Origin of the sequence: Bacillus sp. XF8, from assembly GCF_017498755.1 — a bacterium.
Classification (GTDB): domain Bacteria; phylum Bacillota; class Bacilli; order Bacillales; family Bacillaceae_G; genus Bacillus_A; species Bacillus_A bingmayongensis.
In genome coordinates, this window is the sequence record NZ_JAGDQK010000004.1 from 148,632 (window position 1) to 165,847 (window position 17,216).

Below are 17,216 nucleotides of genomic sequence, written 5' to 3' on the forward strand. Positions count from 1 at the left end.
TTTTTTATTTTCTGTTGGTGCATATTATACGACCCTTTATTTTGTGCTACGTTCATTTCACAAGCTAGGGTGGTACCGCGATTTTTTCGTCCCTGCATATATATATGCAGGGACGTTTTTTTATGATGCTAAACAATTACCGATAATTTGTCAAAAAATTCTAAATCTTAGAAGGAAATATACAATATTGGCGAATTTTATATAAAAAAGAACTATTTTAGATTATTAGGAGGGGCAAACAATGATTTCAAAAATCGAATCTATTCTTTTAACATTTTTCATCTTTTTCTGCATTGGCTTCAGTGTTATTCAATTAGGAACATCACCACACATTCCAATTTTATTTGGCATTATTGTATTATTAGCATTTGGATTTATAAAAAAAATCTCTTGGTCTAATATGGAAAAGGGAATGATCAGTAGCATTTCAGCTGGTATTCCATCCATTTTCATTTTCTTACTTGTTGGTGTATTAATTAGCGTTTGGATTGCAGCTGGGACGATTCCCACATTAATGGTATACGGCTTCGGGCTTGTATCTCCAAAGGTTTTCATTCCAACAGTCTTTGTTGTTTGTGCAATTGTTGGAACAAGTATTGGCAGCGCCTTTACAACAGCAGCAACAGTAGGGCTTGCCTTTATGGGAATGGGCACTGCTCTTGGATACGATCCAGCGCTTATTGCTGGGGCAATTGTTTCTGGAGCTTTCTTCGGGGATAAGATGTCTCCTTTATCGGATACAACAAACTTAGCTCCTGCTGTAACAGGAGTGGATCTATTTGAGCATATTCGTAACATGCTTTGGACAACAATTCCTGCTTTCATTATTGCCTTTATCGCTTTCTTCATTTTAGGAAGTGGTTCTTCAGGAAATGTTGATTTCTCTACTTTTACAAATGCGCTAGAAAAGAATACAATCATTTCAATCGTCACACTTATTCCGATCCTATTACTATTCGTATGCGCATTTAAAAAAGTACCGGCTGTTCCAACTTTACTTGCTGGAATTGTAGCTGGCATTATCATTCTCTTTATTTTCAAACCGGGTACATCACTTGCTGATTTGATGAAAATTATGCAAGATGGCTATGTTGCTAAGACAGGCATAAAAGATATTGATAGCTTATTATCACGCGGCGGCTTACAAAGTATGCTTATGTCAATTGCACTTATTTTCCTTGCCCTTTCTATGGGTGGATTACTACAAGGGATGGGCATAATCACTCAGCTTATGAACATTATTTCTAATTTTGTTAAGACAAGTACACGCTTAATTATTTCTACTGCATCAACAGCAATTGGCGTTAATTTCTTGCTTGGTGAACAATACTTATCTATAGTATTAACAGGACAAGCATTTGCTAACAAATACGATGAAGTCGGCTTAAAGCGCCGTAACTTATCACGTGTACTAGAAGATGCGGGTACAGTGATTAACCCTCTTGTACCATGGGGCGTAAGTGGCGTCTTCTTAGCAAATGTACTAAGTGTTCCAACATTTGATTACGTTCCATACTCCATCTTCTGCTTAGCTTGTCCGATCGTTACAATTATCGTTGGATTTACAGGATTTGGTCTTTCCTGGCAGAAAGAAAAGCCTGTTACTGTTTAAATTAGATATATAAAAGAGGATTGCCGATAACGGTAATCCTCTTTTACTTTACCTCGATTTGTGAGTGCTAACCATCAGTAGAGAATACAGAAAATCCCCACCAATAGAATTCTCATTTTATCGATTTGCTTTTTTTCTTCTAAATAGCATGAACATACCTGCTCCGACAAATGCCAGTCCCGCTCCAATTGTAGAAAAGACATTTCCTCCTGTTTTCGGAAGATCACGTTCCATTTTGTTTGTTTCTTTGTCTCCACTTACTTTTGTAGGTTCTTGTACATCTTTGTCAGAAGTTGTTGGTTTGTTCCCACCGTTTCCTTCATCTGTCGTTGGCGGTGTTGTTGGTTTGTCTCCATCGTTTCCTTCATCTGTCGTTGACGGTGTTGTTGGTTTGCCTCCATCGTTTCCTTCACCTGTTGTTGGTGGTGGTGTTGGTTTGTCCTCACCATTTCCTTCACCTGTTGTTGGCGGTGTTGTTGGTTTGTCCTCACCACTTCCTTCACCTGTTGTTGGTGGTATTGTTGGTTTATCCTCATCGTTCTTTTTCGTTAAATCAATTGCATATTTCGCAAACTCATTTTCAGACGGACCAACATATGAGATTTTCCCATCTTTCGTAATATACTTCTGTGCATTCGGTGAAGAGTCAAATGTAGTATTTAATTTTTCAGCGGCGATTGTTTTGAACACCCAGTTTTGATCTGCTGCCGGATTAATAACAGGCGTTTCTTGCATATATTTCGCAATGATTTGACGCGTTTCATCTTGAGATTGATACACAACTTCACCTTTACTTACACCAGGGAATGTTTGACTACTGCCACGATAGTTATTTGTAGCAACAATAAACTCTTGATTATCAGCTATCGGTTTCCCATCATATGTTATATTCACAATACGATTTGCATTTTGGTTTACTACTTTTCCATCTCTGTCATACTTTGCTGGCTGTGTAACATCAATTTCGTATTTCACGCCATCTAAAATATCAAAGTTATATGTAGGATAGTTTACATTTACTAATGACTGTTCTTCTGCTTTAGCTGGATCAATTTGATTGAACTGACCTGCAGACATTTCAAGCCATTCTTTTACTTGTGCACCATTTACTTTTACAGCATATAATGTATTTGGATATACATATAAATCAGCAACGTTTTTAATCGCTAATGTACCTGCTGGGATATCAGTATAATAAGTTGCTCCATTTCGTCCACCCGCTTTAAATGGCGCACCTGCTGATAACACAGGAATTCCTTTATATTTGCTGTACTGTCCATTTTCTGCAAATAACTTTTCTACATACCATTTCTGAGCGTTCGTCACGAGTTGAACGGATGGGTCATCTTGTACAAGTGAAAAATAACTATTAATTGGTGCTGTCGTTTTACCAACAGGTGTATTTACATATTTAATCGTCGCTTCATGATCATCTTTTATTTCATCAACTAATCTCTTATCAGATTCTACTAATGCATTTCCTTTACTATCAGCAATTGGGCGAACAGTTGGAACAGATTTATCCTTTTGCACTTCCCACTTTCCGTTTACTCTTTTCAGCTGCATATCAATAATACCTAGATTACTTCCGAAAACACCAGGCATCACAACTGGAACACCGTTAAACTTATCTGTTACTACCGTATGCGAATGTCCCATTAACACTGCATCAACGTCAGGAACTTCTGTTGCTAAATAATACGATGCATTTTCCATCCCAGCATTGTAACCACTTTTATCGACGCCAGAGTGTGCTAATGCAACAATGATATCCGCACCCTCGGCTTTCATTTTTGGAGCCATTTTCTTCGCCGTTTGCACAATGTCTTTCGCTTTTACTTTTCCTTCTAAATTCGCTTTATCCCATCCCATAACTTGTGGTGGTACAAAGCCCATTACTCCAATTTTCACTTTTTGTTTTTGCCCAGCTTCATCTTCTACTTCTTTTTCAAAAATATGGTATGGTTTAAAGTAGTTTTCATCATTCTCTTCATTATTATCGCCATCGTCTTTATATACATTTGAATTAATAACTGGGAACTGTGTTTTGCTAATCGCCTTATTTAAGTAGTCCAAACCATAGTTAAACTCGTGATTCCCAAGAGAAATGACGTCATACTTCATTAAATTCATTAAACGATATAAAGGGTGAACATAGTCTCCATCCAAACCTTTTTGCGCCACGTAATCCCCAAGCGGCGTTCCTTGTATCGCATCCCCATCATCAAATAACACAGAGTTCTTTGCTTCCTCGCGTGCTTTGTTAACAAGAGTTGCAGTTTGAACAAGGCCGACTTTATTATCCGTTTTTGTTTGATAATAGTCGTAATTCATTAAGTTAACATGAATATCAGAAGTTTCCAAGATTCGTAATTTAACTGTACTCTCCTCTGCTTGTCCCTCTGCATGGGCGATTGTTGGCAACACTTGCGGAGCCATAACCCCTAGTGCAAGCGTCGCTCCGGCTAACACTTTCTTTGACTTCTTCACAAAAAATCCCCCTTATAAAATTGTCCCTTCAAAACCAAATAAAATGAGTTTCTCATCAAACTCTAATAAGGTAGTCTCTCTACCTCGATTCTCTTCTTTCTTTATATTAGAGTGACGTACCTTTACTTATCTCGCTATTCTTGGACAGTAAGAACCTCACCTCAAAATTCAGTAGAAGCAAAAAAGTTAGGTGGGGATCAACTGCCCGTAAAAGCCCGATTAGTGAAAGCTTTTCATCAGTGAGAGATGGAGACAATCCCCACTGATGGAAGTTTTACGTTATCTGACATTATCATATCGAACCTACTTTCATATCGTCAATATTTTTTGACATACTTCTACAAATTTTCTGTAAAGTTACTGTAAAATTTCCATAAAAATATACTATAACCTTCCATTGCTTATACTGCTGAATATGATACAATAACCAATTACAAGGAGGATGAATTTATGAAAAAAGTCATCTTAACTATACTTTGTCTCCTCCTTCTAATCATTTCTTATTCGTATTTCGAAAAGAACGATGAGACAAAAGAACCAAAAGAAAAAACTACAGCATCTACTCTTCATTGGATTGATAAGCAAACGAATGATTCTTTTTATCATCTTGTGTTAGGTGATTCTCTTGCAAAAGGATATGGCTCTACACAAGGAGGATATGCGGAGCTAGCCTCTAATCAAATAGAGGGACAAATTCATAAACCCATTACAGTGGAAAACCTCGGTATAAATGGGTTAACAACGGATCGTCTTGTTCAGAAGGTGCAATCAGAAGAAGTTAAGCAAAAAATAAAAAAAGCAAATTTAATTACTATTAGTATTGGCGGAAATAATTTATTTCGCTTAAATCGTAATGTAGGGGTTATGGATGGTATAAAAATGTTAAACAAAGAAAAAAATCATTTTGAAACTGATGTAAGAAACATCGTAACCACTATTCGAACAATCAATCCAAATGCTTTACTTATTTTATCTGAACTTTATAACCCTTTACAACTCGATGATTCAATCGCTTCTTATGCCGATATGTTTTTAGATGGCTGGAATGATTCGATTTATTCTATTTCTAAAGCAAACCCTCCATCTATTGTTTTGCCTGTTCGAAAGCTAATACCGAATGATAAAAAAGAATTACTGTACGATCAAGTACATCCAAATGATAAAGGCTATGAAATTATCGCTGACGCATTTACTAAACAAGTATTATCCTACAAATAGTAAGGTAAAAACAAACAATTCTATTTTTATACGGTACCTTTTTTTGTTACAATGATAATGGAAGGGGGCCTTTATATGGAATCACGTGAGTGGGAACGTATTGTTGATCATCTTCTTTCGTTAGTGCCTCTTTTTTATCGCAAATTTATGCTTCCTGGAGAATTTTCTTCACAAAGGCACATGCCACCGTCACATACACAGGTGTTACTGCTATTGCATGAACGTGGCACATTAGCAGTGTCAGAAATCGGAAAGCGATTGGCGATTTCAAGGCCAAACATGACACCTCTATTAAATAAATTGATTCAGGAAGAACTCATAGAGCGTCATTACAGCGAAAAAGATCGACGGGTCATTTTAATTTCTCTTACGGCTGAAGGGAAATCATTAGTAAGTCAGTATCAACAATTTATTTTAGACAAACTAAAAGAAAACTTTCAAACATTATCTGAAAGCGATCGTGAACAACTCATTCACTCGCTTCAAACCATTCAAAGCTTAATTTTGAAAACAAACGTGTAAAGCTGCTTCCAAAAGAAGCAGCTTTATGATTCATAATAGTTTCCATAATACACATTTGAATACGGCCATGTCATTAAGTAAGGCTTTCGTTCCTGAGAAGGCTGCGGCGGCTGATATGATTCAAACTGTTGCCGTGCATAAGCGGGATAATAATTCACATATGGATATCCTTTAGGTACATAGTAATAATACATTTATCTTCTCCTCCTTTTCCTTAAACATATTCAAGGTAGAAAATGAATGTGACATTCTTTATATTTGTACAAGCGATTTATATGTCTTTTAGTAAATAATATATGGAAACCCTCTCTATTTAGAAAGTTTTTTCACATTTTGAAATAAACTTACCAATAATGCTTTTTGAGCGTGCAATCGATTCCCTGCTTGCTCAAAAACAACGGAAGAAGGTCCATCTATAATTTCTCCTGTTACTTCTTCTTCACGATGAGCAGGTAAACAATGTAAGAAACGATACGTTGCTTTCGCATGCTGAACAAGTTTTCCGTTCACTTGAAACGGTTGAAATAATTTATATTTCTCTTCTGTATCTTCTTGCCCCATACTCATCCAAACATCCGTATAGATAAAGTCAGCATCTTTCACTGCCAACTCCGGATCATTCAAGACTTCAATATTTGCTCCCGTCTCATTTGCAATTTCTAGCGCACGCTTTACAATTTGTTCATTCGGTTCATATCCTGGGGGCGTCGCTACTGTCATATGCATACCGACTTTTGCACTTGCTAGCAGTAAAGAGTGACATACATTATTTCCATCCCCTACGTAAGCAAGTTTAATTCCTTTAAATGTATGAACTTCTTCATAAATTGTCATCAAATCTGCTAATGCCTGACACGGATGATGATCATCTGTTAATCCATTGATAACAGGAATATTTGCTTCTTTCGCGAGCTCCTCTACATCCGCGTGTGAGAATGTACGAATCATAATTCCATCAATATAATGAGATAATACTTTTGCCGTGTCTGAAACACTTTCGCCTCTGCCAAGCTGCATTTCTTTTCCACTTAGAAACATTCCATGTCCACCAAGTTGTACCATTCCTGCTTCGAAAGAAACACGCGTACGAGTTGAATGTTTATCAAAAATTAACCCTAATATTTTTCCTTCTAATAAAGGGACGTGTTTCTCTTTTTTTAAATACATTGCAAATTCAATTAACGTAATGATCTCCTCTTGCGTCAGTTCTTCTAATGTTAAAAGGTCCTTCGTTTGTAATTTCGGTACTTGTACAGTTGACATAGCATTTCCCCCTTATAATATTGGTGATTTTTGTGTACAAATCACTCTTTTCATCATATTTATCGCTTCATCTATTTCTTCATTCGTTACAATGAGTGGTGGTAAAAGTCGTAAAACATTCGTTCCGGCTTGCAATACAAGAAGTCCCTCTTTTTCTAATTGGGCTATAATTGGCGTGACGTCACACTTACAAACGACTCCAATCATAAGTCCTTTCCCGCGAATATCAGTAATCCATTCAATATCATGTAATTCTTTTTTTAGCTTTTGTAATAAATATTCTCCCTTTACCTTAACTTCTTGCAAAAAAGATGGTTGCTTCATAATTTGCAACACTTCTTTTGCTGCTGTCATTGCAATATAATTTCCACCAAATGTAGAACCATGAGTCCCCGCTGAAAAAGCAGACGTAAGCTTTTTCTTTCCAAGCATTGCCCCAACTGGAATACCATTTCCAAGCGCCTTTGCCGCTGTAACAATATCCGGGGATGTTCCAGTCTGTTCATAAGCAAATAATGTTCCCGTTCTTCCCATCCCTGTTTGCACCTCGTCGATCATATAAAGGGCTCCATATTGTCTACATAACTGCTCTATCTCTTGCAAAAAGGAAATGTCAGCAGGTAAGACGCCACCCTCTCCTTGAACAACTTCCACCATAACTGCCGCCACTTCTTCATTCATTGCCTCCCTGAACGCTTCTATATCATTAAAGGGAATATGTAAAAAAGACGGAAGAAGTGGCCCGAATCCCGTTTTTACTTTTTCTTGTCCAGTTGCACTCATTGTCCCAAACGTTCTACCATGGAAAGATTGCTGGAATGTTAAAACAAGAGATTTCCCTGTATGCTTACGCGCTAGCTTAAGCGCTGCTTCATTCGCTTCTGCTCCGCTATTACAAAAGAACACGTAATCTAACTCCCGTCCTTCTGTTAGCAATGCAGCTACCTTTTCTTGTATCTTGTGCGGAAAAAGATTTGATATATGCCAAATTTCTTGTAATTGCTTTGTCATTGCTTCTACAAGTACAGGATGACAATGTCCTAAATTGCATACAGCAATTCCAGAAGTAAAATCTAAATACTTTTTCCCACTTTCATCTATAACCTTCGCTCCCGTCCCTTGAACAATTTCAATACCACGTCTCCCGTATGTCGGAAATATATGACTGCTCATACAATATTCACCCCTTTTGTTACTGTCGTTCCAATCCACTCACCTGATGTTCCTACAAAATGTTTTGCACCATTTACAATGCTGACATGCTGAACTCCCATCTGTATGGAGGTAAGAGCCGCCTGTACTTTCGGAATCATCCCCCCTGTAATAACTCCTTCTTCTATAAGCTGTAAAAGCTCTATTTCATCCGTTTTGTTTAACAATTCTCCTTCACACAATACACCGTCTACATCCGTAATAAAGAGTAGTTCTTTCGCCCCCAGCGCCGCTGCAATCCCTGCTGCAGCAGTATCTGCATTTATATTATATACCTGGTCTCCCCTTATCCCAATCGGAGCAATAACCGGAATATAATTCAAATCTAGTAACCCTTTTAGTAGTGAAGTCTCTACACCGCTAACTTCTCCAACATATCCAATATCCATATCAAGGGGCTGAACTTGAAGTAAATTCCCATCACAACCAGAGATTCCGATTGCATGCAAGCCATGCTTTTGAAAATTCATCACCACTTTTTTATTCGTACTTCCGCATAAAACCATTTGAACAACATTCATCACTTCTTTTGTCGTCACACGTAACCCATTTTTCTTTTCAACTGAAATATTAAATTGCTTTAGCTTTGCGTCAATTTCTGGTCCACCACCATGAACAACAATAACTTGATATTTTTTCTTCAGTTGCTCTATACATTTTAAAAATACATGATCTAAACGATCTAACATGCTACCACCGCATTTTACTATAATATACTCGCTCATCTCTTCTCTCCTTACGTACGATAACAAGCATTTATTTTCACATATTCATAACTTAAGTCGCAGCCCCAAGCTCTCCCTTTCTCCCCTCCAAGGTGCAAATGAACGTCAATCACAATTTCAGATTGCTTTAATTTTTGTTTCATTTCCTTTTGAGAGAATGCTTGTGGCTCGCTGCTTTGTAAAACAGAAATAGACTGAACAGCAATATCAACAGCAGTAGGTTCAATAGCAACTCTACTTTGACCAATCGCACTAATAATGCGGCCCCAATTTGCATCTTCACCATACATTGCTGTTTTCACAAGACTTGAACCAACAATTTGTTTTGCAACCTTATTCCCTTCTTCTACTGTTCGTGCCCCATATACATTCACTTCAACTAACTTAGTAGCACCTTCACCATCTTTAGCAATTTGCTTCGCTAAGTCCTCACATACCTTTTGCAAAGCAACCATAAATTTCTCCCACTCCACATGATTGGTATGAATAGCAGTTGTTCCTGATAACCCGCTTGCCATTACAACCACCATATCATTTGTAGATGTATCTCCATCCACTGTAATTTGGTTAAATGTATGATTCGTAACTTGTGATAATGCTAGCTGAAGTGCTTCTTGTTCTATATTTACATCTGTTGTAATAAAGCTAAGCATCGTCGCCATATTCGGATGAATCATACCAGAACCTTTTGCTGCCCCTGCAATCGTCACTTCTTTCCCTTCAATCATTAACTGATAACACGAGTGCTTTGTCATAAGATCCGTTGTTAATATCGCTTCATAAAAGGAGTCTGCTTTCTCTTTTTCTTTCGATGGTACAAGAGATGGAATTCCATCCCGAATCACCTCCATCGGCAAAGGCAGTCCAATGACACCTGTTGAAGCAACTGCCACATGATTTTCTTTTACATGGAATTGTTTCGCAGCCAACCTTCTCATTTCATACGCATCTTGTAATCCCTGTACACCCGTACAAGCATTTGCATTTCCGCTATTTACAATAATTGCTTGTAGTTTTCCTTCCATAGCTATACTTTCTTTTGTAACTTGTACTGGCGCAGCTTGAAATTGATTTGTTGTATATACAGCTCCACAATTAGCAGGAACATCGCACACAATTACTCCCATATCCTTCTTCTCTTTTTTCACGCCAGCTTCAACACCATTTGCTGAAAAACCTTTTGGTGATACGATGGAACCGCCCTCTACTTTTAGAATACAATCTGTTTTAATCACCATTCTCCCCTCCTTATGGATAAAGTGGTATATATTGTAATCCCGCTGTTTCCTCTATCCTTGCTAATAAGTTTGCATTTTGAATTGCTTGCCCAGCTGCTCCTTTCATCATATTGTCGATAACGGAAACAACTGTAATACGTCCTGTTCGTTCATCATAAGCCGCTCCAATATCACAATAATTTGAACCCCTTACTTCTTTTGGACTTGGAAACTCTCCTTTAGAACGGATCCGAACAAAAGGGGCATGACAATACGTTTCTTCATATAACTTCTGTAATATCTGTGCATGGATATCTCGTTTTGCTTTTGCATAGAGAGTAACCATAATCCCTCTCGATATCGGAATTAAATGTGTGCTAAATGTAATTGGTTTTGCCTGTTTATTCCATTCGGTAAGCATTTGTTCAATCTCTGGAACATGCTGATGCTCATTCACCTTATAAATATGGAAATTATCATATAGCTCTGGAAAATGAGTCATTGTTGTCGGTGTCTTTCCCGCTCCTGACACCCCTGATTTCGCATCGATAATAAGTGAGTCTTCCTCTATCATCCCGCCCTGCATTAACGGGGCTGCTGCTAATAGAGCTGCTGTTGCAAAGCATCCTGGATTTGCAACCAATTCTGTTTCTTGAATCGCTAGCTTTTTCCATTCACTTAATCCGTACACGGCCTTTTGAAGAATTTCTTCCTTTGCAGCGGGCTTTTTATACCATGTTTCATATGCATAAGGATTCAACATACGAAAATCACCTGATAAATCAATAACTTTTAAACCAGCCGCTAGCAAGCGTGGCGTCAGCTCAGCCGAAACCCCTGCCGGTGTCGCTAAAAATACAATACTAGCCTCCTTCGCTATCACATCTACGTCGATTTCTTGTAACGTATTGACAATAACATTTCGTAAGTGCGGATATGCATTTGTTATCTGTTCTCCTACTTGTGAAAAAGAATGAAGAGATGCTATCGAAAAATATGGATGATGATGTAACAACCTTATTAACTCAATTCCTCCATATCCAGTTGCTCCAATAATCGCGACTTTCATATGTTCCTCCTTATTTCAATTCTTTAAATTAAGTATGATTATAATATTGTATATTTATAGAGTCAATTAAATATTTATTAATTTTAAAAGTTTTAAATTCGTAATTTTTCTAGAAAAACAATATATACGTATGAATTTTTATACGAAGATGATGTACACTAGTATTTTTTATATACTTCAAGTACAATAAAAACAATACATTTATACATGCAAGCGGGGAAAAACATGGATGAAAAATTAATCGAGAAGATGTTGATGAAAAGTTTTCAGCAATATCAATGTAAACCTGTTTCAAAAGAGGATCAGGAAGTTTTAATTCAAAGTATCCAAACAATGCTTGGTTCGGAATCTGATATCGATGTATATGAAGCAATTGAGGATATTGTTTATGAATATATTACGGGAAAATAAAAAACAGGAGATTTCCATTTGGAAATCTCCTATTTTTTACTTAATGATTTACCTGCTATACGTTCAAAAACACTTGGAAATAACGCAAAAAGTTTTGGTCCAACACTCATCCATTTTGGTAAATTCACTTCACGCTTTTTCGTTTGCATTGCTTTTACAATTTGCTCTGCTACGTATGTCGGCTTTAACATGTAACGTCCCATATTTTTCACATATGTACCTGATTGATCAGCAATATCAAAAAAGTTTGTGTCAATTGGCCCTGGATTAATTGCTGTCACGTGAATATTTGTATTTGAGAGCTCCATACGTAAGCTATTCGTAAATCCTAATACTGCATGTTTACTCGCTGCATATGCACTAGATTTTGGCGTGGCAATTTTCCCTGCTAAAGAAGCAACATTAACGATTTGTCCACTATTGCTCTCTAACATATGAGGTAATACAGCTTTCGTACAAGCTACTAATCCAAATACATTGACCTGAAACATATCTTTCACTTCAGCCATGGACGCTTCTTCAAACGTTTTGAAAATACCAAAACCCGCATTATTTACCAATATATCAATCTGTCCTGCATCTTTTAACACTTTTGCAAAAACAGTATCAACTTCTGCTTCTTCACTTACATCTAATACATAATAATAACAAGGCGTATTGTAAGTCGTTTTAATCTTCTCTGCTAATACTCGTAGTTTGTCTTCTGTCCGTGCTATCAATACAGGAATCGCGCCCTCTGCTGCAACTTGCATCGCAACTTGTTCTCCAATTCCACTAGAAGCTCCTGTAATGACGATTACTTTTTCTTGTAAACGTCCTGTCATCGCTGTCACCTACTTTGCATAATAAATCAATTGTGGCGACGATTCATCAATCATCACTTGTTGATTATATGCTAAAAAGTCTAATTGTCCAACTGTTTCTGAAATCGTAAGTGGCAATTGCTCTTTATATAATACAGGAAATAATTTCACACATACTTCAAAGGCTGTCATCGGTTTTTCTTTTAATAATTCTAATACTTTAAACGCACGTGTTTCTTGCTTTTGCAACCTTCCTTCTATCAGCTCGTTCACATTCACAATATCTTCTCCATGACCTGATAAAATGCGTGAAATCTTCATGTTACTTAAACGTTTTAATGTTTGATTATATTGTAGTAAAGGGCGTGCTCGCTCAGTCTGCCCTTCATATGGCGGTTCTAATATCGGATTCGAAGAAATATGACTAATTAAAGCATCCCCACCAATTAACAACCCATCTCGCTCCCTGTATAACGAAATATGAGTCGAAGCATGCCCTGGTGTTTCAATAACTGTGAATTCAGGTAAAAATTCAATACCGTCTCCCTCTCGTACAGTATGTGTTAACGATCTATTACAGGAATATTTAAGTGTTTTCGTTGTAAGTAATGCTTCATTTTTCAAAAATGCTTCCGGAACTCCGAACTGTAATGCGGCTTCTTGAAAAAATTGCTGATAACGTTTCAAAAATTGAGAATCCTGCGTAATCCATGGCTCATTCCAAGGATGGCCCACAATATTCGTCTTCTCAGAAAATGTGTTTAAAAGCCCACAATGATCAGCATGATGATGTGTAATCACTACTGTTTCAATGTCTACTATCTTGTATCCTAAAGTCCTTAATTGTTTTTCTAATGCCGACTTTGCCTCTTTTGTATTTGTCCCTGTATCAATTAATGTTAATGATTCTCCCTCTACTAAAAACACATTAACTGTCTCAACTGCAAATGGAACAGGAATCTCCATTCGATGAATTGCTACCATGTTTATGCCCCCCGTCTCTCTCCGGTTCAAAAATGAATCCCTCTTCAGTTTACAACTTCTATAAAAATTTGTCATTATTTTCAGACAAAAAGAAGGTGTTTTCTATAATAAAACGAATGTATGTAAATTTATAAGTTTTTCTTACAAAAAATAAAGGAGGCGCATCATGTCTATTCAAAACATTTCCTTTCTAGGTGCTGGATCTATAGCTGAAGCAATCATCGCTGGTTTATTAGATGCGAATGTCGTAAAGGGTGAACAAATTACAGTAAGTAACCGCTCCAATGAAACAAGATTACAGGAATTACATACAAAATACGGTGTCAAGGGAACACATAACAAAGAGGAGCTACTTACTCATGCGGATATTATTTTTCTTGCAATGAAGCCAAAAGACGTCGTAGAAGCACTTCAACCTATAAAAAAATATATAACGAATAATCAACTCGTTATTTCATTATTAGCTGGTGTTTCTACAAGTTCTATTACAAGCTTGCTTCAAAAAAATGTTCCGATTATCCGTGCAATGCCAAATACTTCAGCAGCTATTTTAAAATCTGCTACAGCTATATCTCCATCCTTGCATGCAACAGAGCAGCATATTCATATTGCTAAATCTTTATTTGAAACAATCGGCCTTGTTTCAGTGGTGGAAGAAGAGCATATGCATGCTGTTACTGCATTATCAGGAAGTGGTCCTGCCTACGTGTATTACGTAGTTGAAGCAATGGAAGAAGCTGCAAAACAAATCGGCTTAGAAGAGTCTGTGGCTAAATCACTTATTTTACAAACAATGATCGGTGCAGCTGAAATGCTTAAGGCTAATACAAAGCACCCTTCTATCTTACGAAAAGAAATTACCTCTCCTGGTGGAACGACAGAAGCTGGCATCGAAATTTTACAGAGTTTTAATTTTCAACAAGCACTCGTTGCATGTATTACACAAGCTACAAAACGATCTCATGAACTCGGAAAAACATTAGAACAATTAACAAAAGAAAAATAATAAAAGGAGCTCAGAAAATAAATCTGAGCTCCTTTTATCACAACTATATTCTCTTATTTGCTACTCTTTCCAAAAATCTCTTCTTGGAGACGACGGCCTGTTGGTGTTGCTGCTAGTCCACCTTCTGCTGTCTCACGAAGTGCAACTGGCATTGTTTGCCCAATTCTAAACATCGCTTCAATAACTTCATCGCATGGAATTGTACTCGTTACACCAGCTAGTGATAAATCTGCTGCAATCATTGCATTTGAAGCACCCGCTGCATTACGTTTTACACAAGGGACTTCTACAAGTCCAGCAACCGGATCACATACTAATCCTAACATATTTTTTAAAGCAATCGCCATCGCTGTTGCTGCTTGTTCTTGTGTTCCACCAGCCATTTCAACAGCTGCCGCAGCTGCCATTCCACTTGCTGAACCAACCTCAGCTTGACAACCTCCAGCTGCACCTGAAATACAAGCATTATTAGCAACAACCATCCCAAATGCTCCCGCTGTAAATAGAAATTCAATCATTTCTTCCCGTGTTGGCTGTAATTTTTCTTTGAGCGCAAACAGTACGCCTGGTACAGTTCCAGCCGATCCAGCTGTTGGTGTTGCACAAATAATCCCCATGGCTGCATTTACTTCATTTGTTGCAACCGCTTTGCTCACTGCATCCAAAATTGTATGTCCAGATAAGCCTTTTCCGCTCTTCATATACTCTTGTACTTTCACCGCATCACCACCAGTTAAACCAGTTGGTGATTTCACACCTTTAATGCCACGCTCTACGGCTTGTTCCATCACGACTAAGTTTTTCTCCATGCCTGCAAGTACTTCTTCACGAGAGATACTTCTTGTCTCCATTTCACATTGAATCATAATTTCTGCAATTTTTACATTCTGTTCTTTAGCTTGTGCCACTAGTTCCGCTGCGTTCCGAAACATGATGCGTCCCCCCTGCAATTAGTCCATAATAGTTACTTGACAAATGTTTGATTGTCCTTTTATTTCTTCAATCACTTCATCTGCCAATAATTCGTCCGTTTCAATAACCATAAGCGCTCTTCTTCCTTTTTCCTTACGTGAAACGCTCATTGTACTAATGTTAATTTCATGTTTCGCAAGTATAGAAGCTACAGATGCGATTGCTCCAAAGCGATCATTATTCACGATAAGGAGTGCCGGACTTGTTCCTGATAGTTGTAAATCAAATCCATTTAATTCCACCACTTCAATCTTACCGCCACCAATTGAACAAGCAACCACTTCAATCTCCTCTTCTCCTTTATACAAACGAATTCTCGCTGTATTTGGATGTGGCGCATTCGCTTCCTCTTCAATAAAGTCCACTTCAATCCCACGCTCTTTTGCAATTTCTAGCGCACTTGGGATACGTGTATCATCTGTTTCAAATCCTAGTATTCCACCAATCAATGCTACATCCGTACCATGACCACGATATGTTTTTGCAAACGAGCCATATAACGAGATCGTAACTCTTTCTGGTTCATGACGGAAAAGTTGACGAGCAACTTGCCCCATTCTTGCTGCACCTGCTGTATGTGAACTAGACGGTCCAATCATAACTGGACCGATAATATCAAATACTGAGCGATATTTCATCATGATTCCCCCTAAATCTTTTATGAAAAATTGCTTACTACTATTCTATTAAGCTGCCGATTCTGTTGCCTTTCCTCCGTACCACGAATTTGCGCCGCTGTACGAATTGGATAATTTTTGAATAGAAGTGAGCCAATATATCCTGAAATAATTCCAGAGACCATAATACATAAGAAACATAGCGTTACTTTCATCGGATCATTAAAGCCATACATCACCATAAGTCCGGCAATTGGCGGTGCTGTCGCAACAACTGTAATAACTCCACCTAATATAATCCCCATAACAATCGGATTTGTATCAGCCGCAGTTGTAATAACTCCAACAATTTGCTTCAATGTTGCAGTGACAATTGGATCTATTCCTTGTGCAATCAACCTTGTTAATGGTGCCGCGATTACAATACACGCAATTAAATCTAATCCTTTTGGTACACGTTTTTCAATTTGCTTTACTAAAAACGATATAAGATAACCAGCAATAAATCCTGGTAGCAATCAAAATTTTAACACAGAAGCCCCTACAAGCATAGCATAAACCGGTGATACCCCCATTGCTTATGCAACAAGAGTTGCACCAGCTACCCCACCAAGACTACCTGCAGATTCTCCAACTTTTTTTAAAAACAGTATGCCCATTAAATCTCCACCAACGTATAGCTGAAATGCTTCAACTAAGAAACTCGCGACAGCAGCACTTGCTAAAGCTCCCATTGCTTTCATCCCATTTGGTGCTTTGAAACTAAAGAGTGAAAAAAGACTTAGTACAAATAATAACAGTATCGTTCCCTTAATAATTCCATGATGCCCTCTCCCATTTAGTCAATTTCGTTTCGTTACGAAAAATGGCTAAAACACATGTTGTAACTTACGATGAATTGTAATGTGCCCTCATTATAGCCTGTTTTTTATGAAACGCTTACTTTTGTTGAATTTTAAAATTTCTGAATTCAAAACTATTTATCTCTCTTGTACTAATAATATATAAATTTACTTATATAACAGTTTTTTAAAACAACCAATACTTTGTATTTTTTTCCTACATATTCAAAATCTTTAAAGTTTCTGTATCATC

16 protein-coding genes and 1 pseudogene are annotated in these 17,216 nt (G+C 37.5%); 5 read left to right on the forward strand and 12 right to left on the reverse strand.

Annotated elements, in window-relative coordinates; all coding sequences use genetic code 11:
* Nucleotides 1-241 precede the first annotated feature (241 nt).
* Nucleotides 242-1,612, forward strand: a complete 1,371-nt coding sequence (gene nhaC, locus J4P91_RS05015; RefSeq protein ID WP_207993120.1) for a Na+/H+ antiporter NhaC — start codon at nt 242-244, stop codon at nt 1,610-1,612.
* Nucleotides 1,613-1,729: 117 nt separating this feature from the next.
* On the opposite strand, the gene cpdB is transcribed toward nhaC, so the two are convergent.
* On the reverse strand, nt 1,730-4,102 hold the full coding sequence (cpdB, locus tag J4P91_RS05020) for a bifunctional 2',3'-cyclic-nucleotide 2'-phosphodiesterase/3'-nucleotidase (protein ID WP_207993121.1): 2,373 nt from the start codon (nt 4,100-4,102) through the stop codon (nt 1,730-1,732).
* Between the two features lie 450 nt (nt 4,103-4,552).
* Between cpdB and J4P91_RS05025 the strand changes: the two genes are divergently transcribed.
* Nucleotides 4,553-5,320 (forward strand): GDSL-type esterase/lipase family protein, encoded by a 768-nt coding sequence (locus tag J4P91_RS05025; protein ID WP_207993122.1) that lies wholly within the window; start codon nt 4,553-4,555, stop codon nt 5,318-5,320.
* 75 nt (nt 5,321-5,395) lie between these two features.
* Nucleotides 5,396-5,842 (forward strand): MarR family winged helix-turn-helix transcriptional regulator, encoded by a 447-nt coding sequence (locus J4P91_RS05030; RefSeq protein WP_207993123.1) that lies wholly within the window; start codon nt 5,396-5,398, stop codon nt 5,840-5,842.
* 23 nt (nt 5,843-5,865) lie between these two features.
* Here J4P91_RS05030 and J4P91_RS05035 read toward each other — a convergent pair whose 3' ends face one another.
* From J4P91_RS05035 to argC, 6 genes are all read right to left on the reverse strand, one after another.
* Nucleotides 5,866-6,036, reverse strand: a complete 171-nt coding sequence (locus J4P91_RS05035) for a hypothetical protein (protein ID WP_207993124.1) — start codon at nt 6,034-6,036, stop codon at nt 5,866-5,868.
* Nucleotides 6,037-6,151: 115 nt separating this feature from the next.
* Nucleotides 6,152-7,105, reverse strand: a complete 954-nt coding sequence (gene argF / locus J4P91_RS05040; protein ID WP_207993125.1) for an ornithine carbamoyltransferase — start codon at nt 7,103-7,105, stop codon at nt 6,152-6,154.
* A 12-nt stretch (nt 7,106-7,117) separates the two neighbouring features.
* Entirely contained in the window at nt 7,118-8,278 is a 1,161-nt protein-coding gene (locus tag J4P91_RS05045) for an acetylornithine transaminase (protein WP_207993126.1), read from the reverse strand.
* Complete coding sequence (gene argB, locus J4P91_RS05050) at nt 8,275-9,042, reverse strand: acetylglutamate kinase (RefSeq protein WP_207993127.1); 768 nt, start codon at nt 9,040-9,042, stop codon at nt 8,275-8,277. Before argB ends, J4P91_RS05045 begins: the two co-directional genes overlap by 4 nt.
* Nucleotides 9,043-9,053: 11 nt before the next feature.
* Nucleotides 9,054-10,280 (reverse strand): bifunctional glutamate N-acetyltransferase/amino-acid acetyltransferase ArgJ, encoded by a 1,227-nt coding sequence (argJ, locus tag J4P91_RS05055; RefSeq protein ID WP_243763713.1) that lies wholly within the window; start codon nt 10,278-10,280, stop codon nt 9,054-9,056.
* A gap of 10 nt (nt 10,281-10,290) precedes the next feature.
* On the reverse strand, nt 10,291-11,328 hold the full coding sequence (argC, locus tag J4P91_RS05060) for an N-acetyl-gamma-glutamyl-phosphate reductase (RefSeq protein ID WP_207993128.1): 1,038 nt from the start codon (nt 11,326-11,328) through the stop codon (nt 10,291-10,293).
* 225 nt (nt 11,329-11,553) lie between these two features.
* On the opposite strand from argC, the gene J4P91_RS05065 reads away from it, so the two are divergent.
* Nucleotides 11,554-11,739, forward strand: a complete 186-nt coding sequence (locus J4P91_RS05065) for a YqzH family protein (RefSeq protein ID WP_207993129.1) — start codon at nt 11,554-11,556, stop codon at nt 11,737-11,739.
* 29 nt (nt 11,740-11,768) lie between these two features.
* Here J4P91_RS05065 and J4P91_RS05070 read toward each other — a convergent pair whose 3' ends face one another.
* Entirely contained in the window at nt 11,769-12,563 is a 795-nt protein-coding gene (locus tag J4P91_RS05070; RefSeq protein ID WP_017150954.1) for an SDR family oxidoreductase, read from the reverse strand.
* A gap of 9 nt (nt 12,564-12,572) precedes the next feature.
* Nucleotides 12,573-13,526 carry an MBL fold metallo-hydrolase gene (locus J4P91_RS05075; protein WP_207993130.1) on the reverse strand — a complete coding sequence of 318 codons (954 nt, stop codon included), beginning with the start codon at nt 13,524-13,526 and terminating at the stop codon, nt 12,573-12,575.
* A 166-nt stretch (nt 13,527-13,692) separates the two neighbouring features.
* On the opposite strand from J4P91_RS05075, the gene proI reads away from it, so the two are divergent.
* Nucleotides 13,693-14,532 (forward strand): pyrroline-5-carboxylate reductase ProI, encoded by an 840-nt coding sequence (gene proI / locus J4P91_RS05080; RefSeq protein WP_207993131.1) that lies wholly within the window; start codon nt 13,693-13,695, stop codon nt 14,530-14,532.
* 53 nt (nt 14,533-14,585) lie between these two features.
* Here the strand turns inward: proI and sdaAA are convergent, their stop codons facing one another.
* The 3 genes and pseudogenes from sdaAA to J4P91_RS05095 all read right to left on the reverse strand — a co-directional run bounded on the left by sdaAA (nt 14,586) and on the right by J4P91_RS05095 (nt 16,939).
* Nucleotides 14,586-15,464, reverse strand: a complete 879-nt coding sequence (gene sdaAA, locus J4P91_RS05085; protein WP_017150951.1) for an L-serine ammonia-lyase, iron-sulfur-dependent, subunit alpha — start codon at nt 15,462-15,464, stop codon at nt 14,586-14,588.
* Nucleotides 15,465-15,482: 18 nt separating this feature from the next.
* Nucleotides 15,483-16,142: an L-serine ammonia-lyase, iron-sulfur-dependent subunit beta gene (gene sdaAB / locus J4P91_RS05090; protein ID WP_207993132.1), complete on the reverse strand. Its 660-nt coding sequence runs from the start codon at nt 16,140-16,142 to the stop codon at nt 15,483-15,485.
* Nucleotides 16,143-16,162: 20 nt separating this feature from the next.
* Nucleotides 16,163-16,939: pseudogene (locus J4P91_RS05095) on the reverse strand (PTS sugar transporter subunit IIC).
* Between the last annotated feature and the right edge of the window lie 277 nt (nt 16,940-17,216).